Source organism: Streptomyces sp. Ag109_O5-1, from assembly GCF_003814875.1.
In the GTDB taxonomy this organism is placed as follows: domain Bacteria; phylum Actinomycetota; class Actinomycetes; order Streptomycetales; family Streptomycetaceae; genus Streptomyces; species Streptomyces sasae.
The window spans coordinates 6,476,808-6,494,368 of sequence record NZ_RKQF01000001.1 but is presented as its reverse complement, the minus strand read 5'-3'; the positions used below and the strand labels follow the sequence as shown (position 1 = coordinate 6,494,368).

Annotated in this window: 10 protein-coding genes and 3 rRNA genes; 7 read left to right on the top strand and 6 right to left on the bottom strand. The window is 65.9% G+C overall.

Annotated features, from left to right (window positions below):
- Window positions 1–27: 27 nt before the first annotated feature.
- Genes EDD90_RS29350 through EDD90_RS29330 form a run of 5 tightly spaced genes read left to right on the top strand, consistent with a single transcriptional unit; the run spans window position 28 to window position 6,803 of the window.
- Window positions 28–864, top strand: coding sequence for a hypothetical protein (locus tag EDD90_RS29350; RefSeq protein ID WP_123975945.1), 837 nt, complete (start codon window positions 28–30; stop codon window positions 862–864).
- A complete protein-coding gene (locus tag EDD90_RS29345; protein ID WP_123975944.1) occupies window positions 854–2,209 on the top strand; it encodes a hypothetical protein in 1,356 nt (451 codons plus the stop codon). The genes EDD90_RS29350 and EDD90_RS29345 overlap by 11 nt, the downstream gene beginning before the upstream one ends.
- Window positions 2,206–3,765, top strand: a complete 1,560-nt coding sequence (locus EDD90_RS29340; RefSeq protein WP_123975943.1) for an SCO6880 family protein — start codon at window positions 2,206–2,208, stop codon at window positions 3,763–3,765. The genes EDD90_RS29345 and EDD90_RS29340 overlap by 4 nt, the downstream gene beginning before the upstream one ends.
- A 14-nt stretch (window positions 3,766–3,779) precedes the next feature.
- Entirely contained in the window at window positions 3,780–5,195 is a 1,416-nt protein-coding gene (locus tag EDD90_RS29335; RefSeq protein ID WP_123975942.1) for an ATP-binding protein, read from the top strand.
- Between the two features lie 12 nt (window positions 5,196–5,207).
- Window positions 5,208–6,803 carry a type VI secretion protein gene (locus tag EDD90_RS29330; protein WP_123975941.1) on the top strand — a complete coding sequence of 532 codons (1,596 nt, stop codon included), beginning with the start codon at window positions 5,208–5,210 and terminating at the stop codon, window positions 6,801–6,803.
- Here EDD90_RS29330 and EDD90_RS29325 read toward each other — a convergent pair.
- Window positions 6,800–7,366 carry a GNAT family N-acetyltransferase gene (locus EDD90_RS29325; protein ID WP_123975940.1) on the bottom strand — a complete coding sequence of 189 codons (567 nt, stop codon included), beginning with the start codon at window positions 7,364–7,366 and terminating at the stop codon, window positions 6,800–6,802. The genes EDD90_RS29330 and EDD90_RS29325 overlap by 4 nt on opposite strands.
- A gap of 104 nt (window positions 7,367–7,470) precedes the next feature.
- Between EDD90_RS29325 and EDD90_RS29320 the strand changes: the two genes are divergently transcribed.
- A complete protein-coding gene (locus tag EDD90_RS29320; protein ID WP_123975939.1) occupies window positions 7,471–8,019 on the top strand; it encodes an isochorismatase family protein in 549 nt (182 codons plus the stop codon).
- A 66-nt stretch (window positions 8,020–8,085) separates the two neighbouring features.
- Here the strand turns inward: EDD90_RS29320 and rrf are convergent.
- The 4 genes from rrf to EDD90_RS29295 form a co-directional block, all read right to left on the bottom strand.
- Window positions 8,086–8,202: ribosomal RNA gene (gene rrf, locus EDD90_RS29315) — 5S ribosomal RNA — on the bottom strand.
- A 91-nt stretch (window positions 8,203–8,293) separates the two neighbouring features.
- Window positions 8,294–11,396 (bottom strand): 23S ribosomal RNA (locus EDD90_RS29310).
- Window positions 11,397–11,676: 280 nt separating this feature from the next.
- Window positions 11,677–13,200: ribosomal RNA gene (locus tag EDD90_RS29305) — 16S ribosomal RNA — on the bottom strand.
- Together the 16S, 23S and 5S rRNA genes form the textbook arrangement of a ribosomal RNA operon.
- A 625-nt stretch (window positions 13,201–13,825) precedes the next feature.
- Window positions 13,826–14,374, bottom strand: coding sequence for a MarR family winged helix-turn-helix transcriptional regulator (locus EDD90_RS29295; RefSeq protein WP_123975938.1), 549 nt, complete (start codon window positions 14,372–14,374; stop codon window positions 13,826–13,828).
- Between the two features lie 140 nt (window positions 14,375–14,514).
- On the opposite strand from EDD90_RS29295, the gene EDD90_RS29290 reads away from it, so the two are divergent.
- Window positions 14,515–15,786, top strand: a complete 1,272-nt coding sequence (locus tag EDD90_RS29290) for an MFS transporter (protein WP_185149635.1) — start codon at window positions 14,515–14,517, stop codon at window positions 15,784–15,786.
- A gap of 114 nt (window positions 15,787–15,900) precedes the next feature.
- On the opposite strand, the gene EDD90_RS29285 is transcribed toward EDD90_RS29290, so the two are convergent.
- Window positions 15,901–17,547, bottom strand: coding sequence for a SpoIIE family protein phosphatase (locus EDD90_RS29285; protein WP_123975936.1), 1,647 nt, complete (start codon window positions 17,545–17,547; stop codon window positions 15,901–15,903).
- Window positions 17,548–17,561: the final 14 nt, after the last annotated feature.

Below are 17,561 nucleotides of genomic sequence, written 5' to 3'. Positions count from 1 at the left end.
GTACGACGTGGAGGGGGAGTACGCGGCATGAGCCTCGGAGACGAGCCCGGTTACCCGGAGACGGGCCACACCCGCACGCGCCTGCCCGACGATCCGTACGGCGGTGCGTCCCGCCGCGGCGGCCGCTCCTCGTCCCGGAGCCTGGTCACGGTCGTCGGCGTGGTCGTCCTCCTCATCGCGGCGATCGCGTTCGCGAACAGAGGCGACGGCAACGACTCGTCGACGTCGTCCACGACGGCCAACGGCGGCGGCGCCAACGGCAGCCAGCCGAAGACCTCGTCAACGGCGGCAACCGGAACGAAGCCGGTGGAGACGAAGAGCGGCGGAATCCCCACGGGCTTCGCACACAGTGCCCAGGGGGCGCAGAGTGCGGCGGCCAACTACTCGACGGTGCTGGGCTCCGACGCCATGTTCAACACGGCCAAACGGCACACGATCGTGCAGACCGTCGCCGACCCCAGCACCCTGGACAAACAGCAGTCCGGCTTCGACTCGGACTACTCGGCCGACTTCCTGAAGAAGGTCGGCCTGAACAACGACGGCACGGCCCCTTCGGGCAGTACGTTCGTGAGCCGCACCCTGCCGGTCGGCACCAAAGTGACCTCATACAGCGACAGCACGGCCACCGTCGAGGTCTGGTGCAACGGACTGTTCGGCATCGCGGGCAAGAGCTCGACCAACCCCGTAACCAGTAACTGGTTCACCGTCACCACGAAGCTCAACTGGAGCGGCGGTGACTGGAAGGTCCTCGAATCCAGCCAGAAGACCGGCCCCACCCCGGTCACCGGCGACAACCCTGTGTCCGGAGCCGACGAGATCAGCAAGGCGGTCCAGGAGTTCGGAGGGTTCACCTATGCCCGCTAGCCAGCACCGCACGCTCAAGCTCAGCGCCCTGGTGGCCTCCGTACAGGCCTCCCTCATCCTCCTGGCCACCCACGCTGTCGCGGCGCCCAGCCCCAGTACGTCTCCCTCCGCGAGCCCTTCCCCCACAACGAGCAGTGACGCCTGCGGCCTGATCGCCGGGCCCGCGAAGAAGTACTGCGAGAGCGGCAGTGGAAGCGGCAGCTCCGGCGGGACCACCACCGACCCGCTCACCTCCACCCTCGACCCGCTCTCCTCCCTCGCGCAGGGGTGTGCCAAGGCTGCCTCCTGGACCATCGACGTGCTCAGCAAAGCCGTGAAGGACACCGCCAGCGTCGACTTCACGAACAACGCCTTTCTGAAGCAGTACGCCCTCGTGTTCGCCGCGTCGACGATCCTCACCCTTCTCCTGTGGCTGCTGGCCGTGGCCAAACGAGCCGTTCGAGGCGTCCCGCTCACGACCGCGATCTCGGAGGCGGTCGGTTTCCTCTGGCTGACCGTGCTCGCCTCGGCCTTCACCCCGCTGATCCTCTACACGATCGTGTCGGCGACGGACGCCGTCACCGACGTGCTCGCGAAGGGCACCGGAGACCAGACCGACGTGTTCTTCGGCACCTTCTCCGACGCCCTCCGCAAGGGCGACGACATCGGCGGCGGCCCGATCATGCTGATCCTGGTGTCGCTCGTGTCGATCCTCGCGGCCGGCGTCCTCTACATGGAGCTGTTCCTGCGGGCCGTCCTGCTCTACGTCGGCGCGCTGCTCGGCGTCGTCGTGTACTCGGGGCTCGTGGACAAGAACCTGTGGGGTCATGTCCGCCGCTGGGCCGGGATCATGATCGCCGTGATCCTGGTGAAACCGGTGATCGTGATCGTACTGGGGCTGGCCGGAGCGCTGGCCGCGGACAACGGACCGGACTCGGTGGCCGCCGTCGTCTCCGGCCTCGCCATCATCCTGCTCGCCATCTTCGCCAGCGCGATGATCTACCGCTTCGTGCCCGGCTTCGGCGACGAGATCGCGGCCGGCCGCAACAACCGCATCATGCAGGGCGCCGAGGGCAAGGCCGCCGCCGTCATCAGCAGCCCCGCCAACCTCGTCGCCCAGGGCATCCGGACGCACAGCGCCCGCGCCGACAACAACGGCGGCGGGGGCGGCGGTTCCGGCGCCTCCAATGCCCGCCCGTCCAACCCCGTCTCGGGCGGCGTCGCCGCGCACAGCACGCGCACCCAGAACGGTGGTGGCGGCGGATCTGTCCCCTCCGCCGCACCCGCACCCCGGGCGCCCAGCCCGGCGAACACCCCGCACGCCAGCAACACCCGCAACAACAGCTCGGGAGGTGAAGGGCGTTGACGACCGAGTCCCACCTGTCCCATCCGCTCACGCCCCGCCGTACGTATCTCATCGGCCGCGCCCGGCCGAACGCGATCGTCGGCAGGAACCGTGAGTCCGGCGAGATCGGGCTGATCATCGTCGGCGCGTTCCTCGGCATGATGTGCGGGCTCCTCGTCCCCGTCCTCTCCCTGCGCATCGTGCTGCTGATGGGCTTCCCGCTGCTCGCGCTGGCCGCGGTCTACGTGCCGTACAAGCGCCGTACGTTCTACAAGTGGTTCGAGATCAACCGCAGTTACAAGCGCACCCTGCGCACGGGCACGGTCTACCGCTCCACCGCCGCCGAGGCGGGCACCCGTATCGACGGCCGTGAGGTCGAGATCGGCCCGCCGCCCGGCATCGGCCGGATCAGCTGGCTCGCCGCGCCCTTCGGCCCCGACGAGATCGCCGTGCTCCTGCACGCCGACCGCAAGACGGTGACCGCGGCCATCGAGATCGAAGGACCCGGCGTCGGCCTGCGCGACTCCGAGGACCAGGAAGCCCTCGTCGACCGCTTCGGCACCCTCCTCAAGCACGTGGCGAACGGCGACGGCTTCGTCACCCGCCTCCAGATGCTCGCCCGCACCCTCCCCGCCGACCCGGACGCCCACGCCAAGGACGTCACCCAGCGCGGCGACGATAAGGCCCCGGGCTGGCTGGCGCAGTCGTACGACCAGCTGCAGTCCATGGTCTCCACCAGCAGCGAGCAGCACCGCGCGTACCTCGTCGCCTGCATGCACTACTCCCGCGAACTGGCCGCCGAGGCCCAGGCGATGGCCCGCGCGGTCCGCCCGCAGTCCGGCCGCAAGCTGGACCGCGACGCCGGCCTCGCGGTCGTCATGGCCCGCGAGCTCACCGACATCTGCTCCCGCCTCCAGGAGGCGGACATCCGGGTACGGCAGCCGCTCGGCCAGGGCCGTCTCGCGTCCCTGATCCACTCCATGTACGACCCGGACCACCCCATCGACCACATCCAGGCGATGACCCAACGCAACGCCTGGCCGGCCGAACTCGACGCCATGGAGCCGACGTTCCTCCAGGCGAAGACCCGCGAGTCCTCCACCCGCGAGCCGTGGTGCCATGCCACGGCCTGGGTGAAGGAGTGGCCGATGACCCCGGTCGGCGTCAACTTCCTGGCCCCGCTCCTGGTCCACACCCCGGACGTCATCCGCACGGTCGCCGTCACCATGGACCTCGAACCCACCGAGGTCGCCATCGAGCGCATGCTCACGGAGAAGACGAACGACGAGGCCGAGGCCTCCCGTGCCGCCAAGATGAACCGGACCGTCGACCCGCGCGACATCGCCGCCCACAACCGCCTCGACCAGCGCGGCGAGGACCTGGCCAGCGGCGCCGCCGGCGTCAACCTGGTCGGCTACATCACCGTCTCCTCCCGCTCCCCCGAGGCCCTCAACCGCGACAAGCGCACGATAAGGGCGTCCGCCGGAAAGTCGTATCTGAAACTGGAGTGGTGCGACCGGGAGCACCACCGCGCCTTCGTGAACACCCTGCCCTTCGCCACCGGAATCCGAAGGTAGAGGCTGATGCGCTGATGAGGGACCCGCTGTCCGTCCTCACCGAAGCCTTCACGTCCTTCCTCTTCGGGAAGGTCGAGACGACCCGCTCACCCGTCCGCACCTCCACCGGCCAGGCCCAGGCGGTCTACCTCCCCACGGCCGCCCCCGGCCTGGGCGACTCCGGCGTGATCATCGGCCGCGAGGTGTACTCCGGCAAGGGCTACATCTACGACCCGTTCCAGCTCTACGGCCAGCAGCTCCCGGCCCCGCACTGGCTGGTCCTCGGCGAGTCCGGAAACGGCAAGTCGGCCCTGGAGAAGACATACGTCCTACGACAGCTGCGCTTCCGCGACCGCCAGGTCGTCGTCCTGGACGCGCAGGGCGAGGACGGCGTCGGCGAGTGGAACCTCATCGCGGAAGAGCTGGGGATAACGCCGATCCGCCTGGACCCGATGGCGGCCCTGGACCACGGGATCCGGCTCAACCCGCTGGACCCCGCGATCACCACCACCGGACAGCTGGCGCTGCTCCGCACCATCATCGAAGTGGCGATGGGCCACGGCCTCGACGAACGCTCCGGCTTCGCCCTCAAGGTCGCGCACTCGTACGTCAATGAGACGATCCTCGACCGGCAACCCGTTCTGACGGACATCGTCGAGCAGCTACGGCACCCGGAGCCGGAGTCGGCCGAGGCGATGAACGTCGCCATAGACGACGTACGGGCGTGGGGCCTGGACGTGGCCCTGGTCATCGACCGCCTGGTCGACGGTGACCTGCGCGGCATGTTCGACGGCCCGACGACGGTCGGCATCGACCTGGACGCCCCCCTCATCGTCTTCGACCTCTCCCACATCGACCGCAACTCCATCGCCATGCCGATCCTGATGGCGATCGTCGGCGTGTGGCTGGAGCACACCTGGATCCGCCCGGACCGCAAGAAGCGCATCTTCCTGGTGGAGGAGGCCTGGCACATCATCGCCAGCCCCTTCGTGGCCCAGCTGTTCCAGCGCCTGCTGAAGTTCGGCCGACGGCTCGGTCTGTCGTTCGTGGCGGTCGTCCACCATCTGTCCGACGTCGTGGACGGAGCGGCCGCGAAGGAGGCGGCGGCGATCCTGAAGATGGCGTCGACAAGGACGATCTACGCCCAGAAGGCGGACGAGGCGAGGGCCACAGGCCGGGTGCTGGGCCTGCCCAGGTGGGCCGTGGAGATCATCCCCACCCTCACCCCGGGTATCGCGGTCTGGGACGTCAACGGCAATGTCCAGGTGGTCAAACACCTGGTCACCGAGACGGAACGCCCCCTCGTCTTCACGGACCGCGCGATGACCGAGTCGTCGGCCGACCTCTCCGACGCCGACGACGCCCTGCGCGCCGCCGAGCTGGAGGCGGAACAACGGGCGGCGGCCTTCGTGGAGCAGCATCTCGGCGACTCCGAATCGACGGTGGCGTAGGGAGGACCGTTCGTGAGACCGGACCCTCGGCAGGAACGCGAGCATCAGGGCGGCGGCGGAATTCCCGACGGCCTGCTCATCGGCATACTCGGGTTCCTGCTCGGCATCACCGCCCTGGTGTGGACGGCGACGGGACTGGCGGCCTGGTTCTCCCACGGCAGCTGGCCGTCGACCGTCAGCCTCTCCCACACCCCGCCGGCGATGCGCCACCTCATCGGCGAACCGCACGACATCACGGGCGCCTGGCCGGACACGCCGGCGGCGCAGTTGTCGGGGTGGGGGCTGTTCTGGGGCCTGTTCATCGGGCAGTTGATGGTCCTGGTCGTCCTCAGCGTGTTCGTGCTGGGGACGGTGGCGCGGTGGCGGGCGGGCCGCCGAAGAAGGCGGGCGGCGGCAACAGCCCAGCGCGAAACGGCGGCGGCCGGGGTGCCGGAGCCGCGTGCGGGGGCGCAGACCGCACATGAGAGGGCACATGAGACGGTGCAGGAGAGGGCTCAGGAGATCGCGCAGGAAACGGCTCGCGTGACGGGCCCAGCCTTTCCGGCAGCCCGCACGGCCCCCACGGCCCGCATCGAGTACGACGACCAGGGTCCACTCGGAGGGCAGGCGAGCCCCGGACCCGAGCTCCCCTCGTCCACCGGCCTCTACGCCCACCCCTCCACCAACGGTGAACAGATGGGCGGGTGGACGAAAATCCACACCGCACCCGCGGAAAGCCGCCAGGCAACCGCGATGCAGGCCATCCGCGACGCAGCCGGTCCCGCCCTCGTCGTCACCTCGAACCCCGCCCTCTGGGCGGAGACCAAGGACGCCAGAGCCAAACTCGGCCCGGTCCTCCTCTACGACCCGAACCACCTCTGCGACACCCCTGCCCGCTTCCACTGGTCGCCGACCGCCGACTGCGAGGACAAGCAGACGGCGATCCACCGCGCCCGGGCCCTCCTCACTCCCGTGAAACCCACCGCGAAGATCGACCAGGCGGTCACGGACACGGCGGAGACACTCCTTCGCAGCTACCTCCACGCCGCCGCCCTGGAGAACCGCACGATCCGCCATGTACACCGCTGGGCCCAGGGCACCGGCGTCCAGGACGCCGTACGAACCCTCCGCACCCACCCGAAGGCGGCCCCCGGCGCGGCCGGCGAACTCGAGGCCGCGCTCACCGGCCACCCCGACCGCCGGGACATCGCCCAGGAGTTGACCGCCCGCGCGCTCGCCGCTCTCTTCACGGTCAACATCCGCGAGGCCTGCACACCCAACCGATCCGATGCCCTCGCCCTGGATTCCTTCGTGGACGAAGGGGGCACGCTTTATGTGGTCGGTGAATCCATCGAGGACCCCAGGACCAACCCGGGCGCGATGCCCCTCCTGACGGCCCTCGTCTCCAGCGTGGTCGAGCGCGGCCGGCGCATGGCCGAACGGTCATCCTCCGGTCGGCTCGACCCACCACTGACCCTGGTCCTGGACGACGTGGCCGCCGTGGCCCCGCTCCCCCAACTCCCCGACCTGCTCGCCACCGGCACCGGCCAGGGCCTGCCCACCCTCGCCCTGCTCCGCTCCCACGAACAGGCCCGCGCCCGCTGGCCGCACCGGGAACTGCCGGTCTAGGACGGCTGCTCCAGCACGAACTCCACCTCGTTCTCCGTCTCGTCCTTGGAGAACGGCACAACCACCCCGCTCGGTACGAACCCCGCCTTGCGATAGGCGCCCTGGGCCCGCGGGTTCTTCTCGTGCACCAGCAGCCGCACCCGCTCCACGCCCCGCTCCCGCGCCCAGGCCACTCCGGCATCGAACAGCGCCTTGATCAGCCCGTTCCCACGGTGCTCGGGCCGTACGAACACCCCGACGACATGCCCCTGCCGCCGCTCGATGGCGAATCCTGCCAAGTCCGTCGACCCGGCCTCCTCCACCAGCACGGTCAGCGAACCTACCCACTCCCCGTCCGGCGCCTCGGCGATGAACTGCCGCGCACCACTGGGCTCCTCGGCCGACCGAGCGGCCCGGTCCTGGTAGAACGAGTCCGGCCGGGCCAGGGCATCCTCGTAGGTCTCGAAGAACGCGATGTATGCCACCGGGTCCCGTAGCGCGACGAGCCGCAGCCGCTTGACGGCCTCCCACTCATCACTCCGTATCGCACGAATGTCGTAATCACCGCTGGTCGTAGCACTCATGCGGCCACGGTAGCCCTCGCCAAGCACCCCTCTCACCTCGTTTACCTCGTTTACGACGCTCGCACCGGGCCCCGTTGTCAGTGCCCCCGTCTACGGTGGACGTCATGACGACTCTGCAGAACCGCCCGAACACCGCCCTGCTGATCGTGGATGTGCAGAACGGTGTGGTGGACAGCTCCCACAACCGCGACGAGGTGATCGCCAACATCAACACCCTGCTCACCAAAGCCCGTTCCGAGGCAGTCCCGGTGGTCTGGATCCAGCACTCCAGCGATGAACTGAAGCCGGACTCCGCGCCTTGGCAGTGGGTCCCGGAGCTGATCCGCGAGGCCGCCGAGCCACTCGTCCACAAACGCTACGGAGACTCCTTCGAGGACACCGAGCTCGAGTCCGTCCTCGCCGAACGCGGTGTGGGCCACGTGGTGGTGACAGGGGCCCAGACCGACGCCTGCATCCGCTCCACCCTGCACGGCGCGGTGGCCCGCGGCTACGACGCGACACTGGTCGGGGACGCCCACACGACGGAGAACCTCACGGAGTACGGCGCGCCGGCCCCCGAGCTGGTCATCTCGCACACCAACATGTACTGGAGCTGGCAGGAGGCCCCGGGCCGAAAGGCCGGCACGACCGACACGGCGGACGTGACCTTCTGAAGAGGCAATAACCCCTGAACGCAGAAAGCCCCCGCATCTTTCGATGCGGGGGCTTTCCCAATATTTGTTCGGCGGCGTCCTACTCTCCCACAGGGTCCCCCCTGCAGTACCATCGGCGCTGTGAGGCTTAGCTTCCGGGTTCGGAATGTAACCGGGCGTTTCCCTCACGCTATGACCACCGAAACACTATGAAACTGTGAATGCCGCACCATGCCGTGACCCTGGCATGGGGCTGTTCGTGGTTTCAGAACCAACACAGTGGACGCGAGCAACTGAGGACAAGCCCTCGGCCTATTAGTACCGGTCACCTCCACCAGTTACCTGGCTTCCAGATCCGGCCTATCAACCCAGTCGTCTACTGGGAGCCTTACCCTCTTATAGAGGTGGGAGTCCTCATCTCGAAGCAGGCTTCCCGCTTAGATGCTTTCAGCGGTTATCCCTCCCGAACGTAGCCAACCAGCCATGCCCTTGGCAGAACAACTGGCACACCAGAGGTTCGTCCGTCCCGGTCCTCTCGTACTAGGGACAGCCCTTCTCAAGACTCCTACGCGCACAGCGGATAGGGACCGAACTGTCTCACGACGTTCTAAACCCAGCTCGCGTACCGCTTTAATGGGCGAACAGCCCAACCCTTGGGACCGACTCCAGCCCCAGGATGCGACGAGCCGACATCGAGGTGCCAAACCATCCCGTCGATATGGACTCTTGGGGAAGATCAGCCTGTTATCCCCGGGGTACCTTTTATCCGTTGAGCGACGGCGCTTCCACAAGCCACCGCCGGATCACTAGTCCCGACTTTCGTCCCTGCTCGACCCGTCGGTCTCACAGTCAAGCTCCCTTGTGCACTTACACTCAACACCTGATTGCCAACCAGGCTGAGGGAACCTTTGGGCGCCTCCGTTACTCTTTAGGAGGCAACCGCCCCAGTTAAACTACCCATCAGACACTGTCCCTGATCCGGATCACGGACCCAGGTTAGACATCCAGCACGACCAGACTGGTATTTCAACGACGACTCCACCCGAACTGGCGTCCGAGTTTCAAAGTCTCCCAGCTATCCTACACAAGCCGAACCGAACACCAATATCAAACTGTAGTAAAGGTCCCGGGGTCTTTCCGTCCTGCTGCGCGAAACGAGCATCTTTACTCGTAGTGCAATTTCACCGGGCCTATGGTTGAGACAGTCGAGAAGTCGTTACGCCATTCGTGCAGGTCGGAACTTACCCGACAAGGAATTTCGCTACCTTAGGATGGTTATAGTTACCACCGCCGTTTACTGGCGCTTAAGTTCTCAGCTTCGCCCCGACGAATCAGAGCTAACCGGTCCCCTTAACGTTCCAGCACCGGGCAGGCGTCAGTCCGTATACATCGCCTTACGGCTTCGCACGGACCTGTGTTTTTAGTAAACAGTCGCTTCTCGCTGGTCTCTGCGGCCACCCCCAGCTCAAGAGGAAAACTCTCTCACCAGGTGTGGCCCCCCTTCTCCCGAAGTTACGGGGGCATTTTGCCGAGTTCCTTAACCATAGTTCACCCGAACGCCTCGGTATTCTCTACCTGACCACCTGAGTCGGTTTAGGGTACGGGCCGCCATGAAACTCGCTAGAGGCTTTTCTCGACAGCATAGGATCATCCACTTCACCACAATCGGCTCGGCATCAGGTCTCAGCCTCATGTGCGACGGATTTGCCTATCGCACGGCCTACACCCTTACCCCGGGACAACCACCGCCCGGGATGGACTACCTTCCTGCGTCACCCCATCACTCACCTACTACAAGTCTGGTCCGTCGGCTCCACCACTTTCCTTTCCCCGAAGGGTCCGGAACGGCTTCACGGACTTAGCATCGCCTGGTTCGATGTTTGACGCTTCACAGCGGGTACCGGAATATCAACCGGTTATCCATCGACTACGCCTGTCGGCCTCGCCTTAGGTCCCGACTTACCCTGGGCAGATCAGCTTGACCCAGGAACCCTTAGTCAATCGGCGCACACGTTTCTCACGTGTGAATCGCTACTCATGCCTGCATTCTCACTCGTCAACCGTCCACAACTACCTTCCGGTGCTGCTTCACCCGGCAGACGACGCTCCCCTACCCATCACAGCACCCGTTGGGGCTATATGCTGCAATGACACGACTTCGGCGGTACGCTTGAGCCCCGCTACATTGTCGGCGCGGAATCACTAGACCAGTGAGCTATTACGCACTCTTTCAAGGGTGGCTGCTTCTAAGCCAACCTCCTGGTTGTCTCTGCGACTCCACATCCTTTCCCACTTAGCGTACGCTTAGGGGCCTTAGTCGATGCTCTGGGCTGTTTCCCTCTCGACCATGGAGCTTATCCCCCACAGTCTCACTGCCGTGCTCTCACTTACCGGCATTCGGAGTTTGGCTAAGGTCAGTAACCCGGTAGGGCCCATCGCCTATCCAGTGCTCTACCTCCGGCAAGAAACACACGACGCTGCACCTAAATGCATTTCGGGGAGAACCAGCTATCACGGAGTTTGATTGGCCTTTCACCCCTAACCACAGGTCATCCCCCAGGTTTTCAACCCTGGTGGGTTCGGTCCTCCACGAAGTCTTACCTCCGCTTCAACCTGCCCATGGCTAGATCACTCCGCTTCGGGTCTTGAGCGTGCTACTCATACGCCCTATTCGGACTCGCTTTCGCTACGGCTACCCCACACGGGTTAACCTCGCAACACACCGCAAACTCGCAGGCTCATTCTTCAAAAGGCACGCAGTCACACCGAAGTGCTCCCACGGCTTGTAGGCACACGGTTTCAGGTACTATTTCACTCCCCTCCCGGGGTACTTTTCACCATTCCCTCACGGTACTATCCGCTATCGGTCACCAGGGAATATTTAGGCTTAGCGGGTGGTCCCGCCAGATTCACACGGGATTTCTCGGGCCCCGTGCTACTTGGGTGTCTCTCAAACGAGCCGCTGATGTTTCAGCTACGGGGGTCTTACCCTCTACGCCGGACCTTTCGCATGTCCTTCGCCTACATCAACGGTTTCTGACTCGTCTCACGGCCGGCAGACCGTGAAAGAGAGATCCCACAACCCCGTATACGCAACCCCTGCCGGGTCTCACACGCATACGGTTTGGCCTCATCCGGTTTCGCTCGCCACTACTCCCGGAATCACGGTTGTTTTCTCTTCCTGAGGGTACTGAGATGTTTCACTTCCCCTCGTTCCCTCCACACTGCCTATGTGTTCAGCAGTGGGTGACAGCCCATGACGACTGCCGGGTTTCCCCATTCGGAAACCCCCGGATCAAAGCCTGGTTGACGACTCCCCGGGGACTATCGCGGCCTCCCACGTCCTTCATCGGTTCCTGGTGCCAAGGCATCCACCGTGCGCCCTTAAAAACTTGGCCACAGATGCTCGCGTCCACTGTGCAGTTCTCAAACAACGACCAGCCACCCATCACCCCCAAGCCAGAGCCTGGAGTTCACTGGGGCCGGCGACTGAAGGAAGATCATTCCCTCAGACACCCAACAGCGTGCCCGGCCGAACCCCGCCCGAAGATCATGCGTTCCACGCTCCGAAGAGCAGTACTTGCAGCCTCCGACCCGAGAGTCAGACCGAATAATCAACGTTCCACCCATGAGCAACCGTGCAGGTCATTCGCCTGCAGTCGGCTATGTGCTCCTTAGAAAGGAGGTGATCCAGCCGCACCTTCCGGTACGGCTACCTTGTTACGACTTCGTCCCAATCGCCAGTCCCACCTTCGACAGCTCCCTCCACAAGGGTTGGGCCACCGGCTTCGGGTGTTACCGACTTTCGTGACGTGACGGGCGGTGTGTACAAGGCCCGGGAACGTATTCACCGCAGCAATGCTGATCTGCGATTACTAGCGACTCCGACTTCATGGGGTCGAGTTGCAGACCCCAATCCGAACTGAGACCGGCTTTTTGAGATTCGCTCCACCTCACGGTATCGCAGCTCATTGTACCGGCCATTGTAGCACGTGTGCAGCCCAAGACATAAGGGGCATGATGACTTGACGTCGTCCCCACCTTCCTCCGAGTTGACCCCGGCGGTCTCCTGTGAGTCCCCATCACCCCGAAGGGCATGCTGGCAACACAGAACAAGGGTTGCGCTCGTTGCGGGACTTAACCCAACATCTCACGACACGAGCTGACGACAGCCATGCACCACCTGTACACCGACCACAAGGGGGCGCCTGTCTCCAGACGTTTCCGGTGTATGTCAAGCCTTGGTAAGGTTCTTCGCGTTGCGTCGAATTAAGCCACATGCTCCGCCGCTTGTGCGGGCCCCCGTCAATTCCTTTGAGTTTTAGCCTTGCGGCCGTACTCCCCAGGCGGGGAACTTAATGCGTTAGCTGCGGCACCGACGACGTGGAATGTCGCCAACACCTAGTTCCCACCGTTTACGGCGTGGACTACCAGGGTATCTAATCCTGTTCGCTCCCCACGCTTTCGCTCCTCAGCGTCAGTAATGGCCCAGAGATCCGCCTTCGCCACCGGTGTTCCTCCTGATATCTGCGCATTTCACCGCTACACCAGGAATTCCGATCTCCCCTACCACACTCTAGCTAGCCCGTATCGACTGCAGACCCGAGGTTAAGCCTCGGGCTTTCACAATCGACGTGACAAGCCGCCTACGAGCTCTTTACGCCCAATAATTCCGGACAACGCTTGCGCCCTACGTATTACCGCGGCTGCTGGCACGTAGTTAGCCGGCGCTTCTTCTGCAGGTACCGTCACTCTCGCTTCTTCCCTGCTGAAAGAGGTTTACAACCCGAAGGCCGTCATCCCTCACGCGGCGTCGCTGCATCAGGCTTTCGCCCATTGTGCAATATTCCCCACTGCTGCCTCCCGTAGGAGTCTGGGCCGTGTCTCAGTCCCAGTGTGGCCGGTCGCCCTCTCAGGCCGGCTACCCGTCGTCGCCTTGGTGAGCCATTACCTCACCAACAAGCTGATAGGCCGCGGGCTCATCCTTCACCGCCGGAGCTTTTAACCCTCACAGATGCCCGTGAAAGTGTTATCCGGTATTAGACCCCGTTTCCAGGGCTTGTCCCAGAGTGAAGGGCAGATTGCCCACGTGTTACTCACCCGTTCGCCACTAATCCCCACCGAAGTGGTTCATCGTTCGACTTGCATGTGTTAAGCACGCCGCCAGCGTTCGTCCTGAGCCAGGATCAAACTCTCCGTGAATGTTTACCGGTAATCCGGTGCACACACACGAGAGCGGAACAGTCGGAGGAATGATCCGACCGTTCACAGCGTCCTCGCTGTGTTTTTTCAAAGGAACCTCGACCATCGGAATGTTCCGACGGACGGGGCATCAACATATCTGGCGTTGATTTTTGGCACGCTGTTGAGTTCTCAAGGAACGGTCGCTTCCTTTGTACTCACCCTCTCGGGCTTTCCTCCGGGCTTCCCTTCGCTGTTTCCGACTCTATCAGATCTTTTTCCGATCCGATTTCCTCGGTGCTTTCCAGGTTCTCGCTTTCGCGTTTCCCTTTCCGGCGGTTCCGACTCTATCAGATCCTTTCGGCGTCTGATTCCCAGTCAGAGGGGGTTGTCATCCCGGCTGTTGGGCCGTTCCGACGTCTCAAACCTTAGCGGATCCGCTGGGCGATTCCCAATCGGGGCTCGCCGCTCCCATTCGAATTGAATTCGGGCACGCCGAAATCAACCCCGTCGGGAGATCATGCTGTGGTTTGAGGTGCCGCTCGAAGCGGCGGAGTGTCACCGAAGAACCGTTCCGGCTCTGTGGCAACCCGAAGAACTCTACGGATCGCCCGGGGGCGTGTCAAGGCCCCTTTGTCAAGATCTTTTAGTCCAGGTCGGTGAGCCGGCCGCCGGCGTCGGGCTGGGCGTGCTCCACGCGGCGCAGCAGCCGGGTGAGGACCTCGCCCAGCACCGCACGCTCCGCCTGGGTGAGGTCCTGGAGCAGGTCCTCCTCGAAGACGGAGGCGAGGCGCATGGCCTCCAGCCACTTCTCACGGCCCTCGGGGGTCAGCTCGACGATCACCCGTACCCGGTTGGTCTCGTCCCGCTCGCGGGTGACGAGACCCTCGGCGACCATCCGGTCGATGCGGTGGGTCATCGCGGCCGGGGTGAGGCCGAGCCGCTTGGCCAGGTCGCTGGGGCCCAGCCGGTAGGGGGCACCGGACAGGACGAGGGCCTTGAGGACCTCCCACTCGGCGTTGCTGATGCCGAGGGCGGAGGTCTGGCGGCCGTAGGCGACGTTCATCCGGCGGTTGAGCCGGGACAGCGCCGAGACGACCTTCTCGACCTGGGGGTCGAGGTCCTGGAACTCGCGCTGGTAGGCGGCGATCTGTTCGTCGAGTGTCGGCTCGCCGGCGTCGGGGGTGTCGGCCATGGGTCGAAGTATCGCATGGGCACGCTTGGCGTTGAAGTCCTTCGAGATGTAGTATTTAGCTTCGAACTTTAGCTTCTAAGTCTTGAGACTTCAGTAGTCCCTGACTTGACTACCTGAGAGAGGTGAACGTGACCAGGGCGATGGGCGCAGCGATGCGCCGGATCCACGTGGGCAACGCACTCAGCGCGTTCGGGCTCGGCTTCACCGTCCCCTACCTGTACGTCTATGTGGCGCAGGTACGGGGCCTCGGTGCCATGACGGCGGGTTTCGTGCTCGCCGTCTTCGCCGTGGCCGCTTTGATCGTGCTGCCGTTCGCCGGCCGGGCGATCGTGCGGCGCGGCCCGCTCCCGGTCCTGCTCACCGCCCTGGTCCTGGCCGCGATCGGTGCGATGAGCCTGGGACTGGCGGGGAACGGCCCGGCCGTGCTGGCCGCGGCCGCGCTGCTCGGGGCCGGACAGGCCGTGATGCAGCCCGCGCTGGCGACGATGATCGTGGACTGCTCGGTGGCGGAGACCCGGTCGCGGGCCTTCGCGACGCAGTTCTTCCTGCAGAACCTCGGGCTGGGCGTCGGTGGTCTCATAGGCGGCCACCTCGTCGACACGACCCGGGTCTCCTCCTTCACGCTGCTCTTCGCGATCGAGGCGGCGATGTTCCTGCTGCTGGCCGGTGTGATGGCGACGGTTCGGATGCCGCACGCACCGCGGATCGGGGACGCGCCGGCCTCTTCCGCCAAGGGGAGCTGGCGGCAGCTGCTCGGGAACCGGGCGATGGTGCAGCTGTCCGTGCTGGGCTTTGTGCTGTTCTTCGCGTGCTACGGACAGTTCGAGTCCGGGCTGAGCGCGTACGGCGTGGAGGCGGCGGGGATATCGACATCCGCGCTCGGTACGGCGCTGGCCGCGAACACGCTGATGATCGTGGTCGCCCAGTTCGCCGTGCTGAAGTTCGTCGAGCGGAGCCGGCGTTCCCGGGTGATCGCGGGGGTCGGGCTGATCTGGGCCGTCGCGTGGGTCACGGCGGGGTATGCGGGGCTGGGGCACGGCAGCCGGGAGATGGCGACGGCTGCGTTCGTGTCGACGTACGCACTGTTCGGACTGGGTGAGGCGATGCTGTCGCCGACGGTCGCTCCGCTGGTCGCCGACCTCGCTCCGACGGGCATGGCCGGGCAGTACAACTCGGCGTTCGCCCTGGTGAAGCAGCTCGCCCTGGCGGTCGGCCCGGCGGTGGGCGGCCCGCTGGCCGCGTCACTGCCCGCGCCGTACATCGTCACGTTCCTGCTGTTCTCGCTGAGCATCAGCGTGCTGGCGATACGGCTGGGCAAGCGGCTGACGGTCGCCCAGGACCAACCGTGGCTCGCCGCGAGGAGCAGGGTCGTGGCACGGGGCGGCGCACCTGCGGAGTCCGTGTCCGCATAAGAGACCCGGCTGGGCAGCGCCCCGTAAGGGGCGCGGGGCTGTATCGATGTGCGGCTCCGCCGCGTGGGCGCGACCAGCCACATCTCACCCGCACCCGCGCGACGGCCGCACCCCCTACCCCTTAGGCAGCACGAATTCGCACCACACGGCCTTCCCGCCCCCAGGCGTCCGACGTGACCCCCACCCGGACGCGATCGTCGCCACGATCGCGATCCCCCGGCCCGACTCGTCCCCCGGTTCCGCGCGCCGCCGCCGCGGCAGGTGGTCGTCGCCGTCCGTCACCTCGATGATCAGGCGGCGGTCGGTGCGGCGGAGCCGCAGCCGCATGGGTGGGGTGCCGTGCTGGAGGGAGTTGGCGACCAGCTCGCTCGTGGCGAGGACGCCCAGGTCATGGAGGTCGACCGGGAAGCGCCAGCTGGTCAGCACGCCGGAGGCGAACGCACGCGCGCGAGGCGCCGCCTCGATGCCGCCCAGGAGTTCCAGCGCGGCGTTGCGGAACAGGTCGCTGTCGTGGCCCGTGCGGGCCGGGTGCTGGAGGACCAGGACGGCGACGTCGTCGTCGTGGTCGGCGGTCACGCCAGCCGAGCGGACCAGGCGGTCGCAGACCACCTGGGGTGTGCCGGTGGCCCCGGCCAGCGCGCGCTCCAGGGAGGCGATGCCCTCGTCCAGGTCCTCGTTACGACGTTCCACCAGGCCGTCCGTGTAGAGGACCGCCGTGGAGCCGGGGCCCAGCGGGACCGAGCCCGACGCGTGGATCCAGCCGCCGGTGCCGAGCGGCGGGCCCGTCGGTTCGTCCGCGCGGAGCACGGTGCCGTTCTCGTCGCGGACCAGGATGGGCAGGTGGCCGGCGGAGGCGTACACCAGCCGGCCCTCGTTCGGGTCGTGGACGGCGTACACGCAGGTGGCGATCTGGTTGGGGTCGATCTCGGCGGCGAGGCCGTCGAGGAGCTGGAGGACCTCGTGCGGGGGGAGGTCCAGCCGGGCGTACGCGCGGACCGCCGTGCGCAGCTGTCCCATGACGGCCGCCGCGCGGACGCCCCGCCCCATGACGTCGCCGATGACCAGGGCCGTACGGCCGCCGCCGAGGGTGATGACGTCGTACCAGTCGCCGCCGACCGCGGCCTCGGTGCCGCCGGGCTGGTAGGTGGCGGCGATGCGCAGGTCGTCCGGTTGTTCGAGTTCCTGGGGGAGCAGGCTGCGCTGGAGGGTCACGGCCGTCTCGCGCTGGCGGCGTTCGCTCGCGCGCAGCCGCTCCGCCGCCTCCGCGTGGTCGGTGACGTCGGTGGCGAAGAGGAGGACGCCGCCGTCGCGGTCGCCGTTCTCGGCGACGGGCGTACAGGTGAACGTGTAGGTGCGGCCGTCGAGGGCCTTGCGGGACTTGAGCGTGCGGGGCTTGCCGCTGCGCAGGACCTGGTCGAGGAGGGGGAGGAGACCGAGTTCGGCGAGTTCGGGGAGGGCCTCGCGGGCGGGGGCGCCCAGTGGTCGTACACCGAAGGCCGTCGTGTAGGCGTCGTTGACGTACGCGATGTGGTGGTCGGGGCCGTGGACGAGGGCGACCAGGGCCGGTACGTGGTCCAGGACGTCACGGGCGGGCAGTTCGTCGACGGCGGGAACGCAGGATGGGTCGTCGGTCAGTTGTTCGGCGCGGGCAGCGGGCACGGAGCCGTCTCCCCGTCGGTCCGGAGGGACCATGTGCTCGGTCCGCGCTGCGGCGCGGCGCTGCGTTCCGGGGAGCCGGGCGCTCCAGCGCGTGAAGTTCACGAATCCTTGCCTCG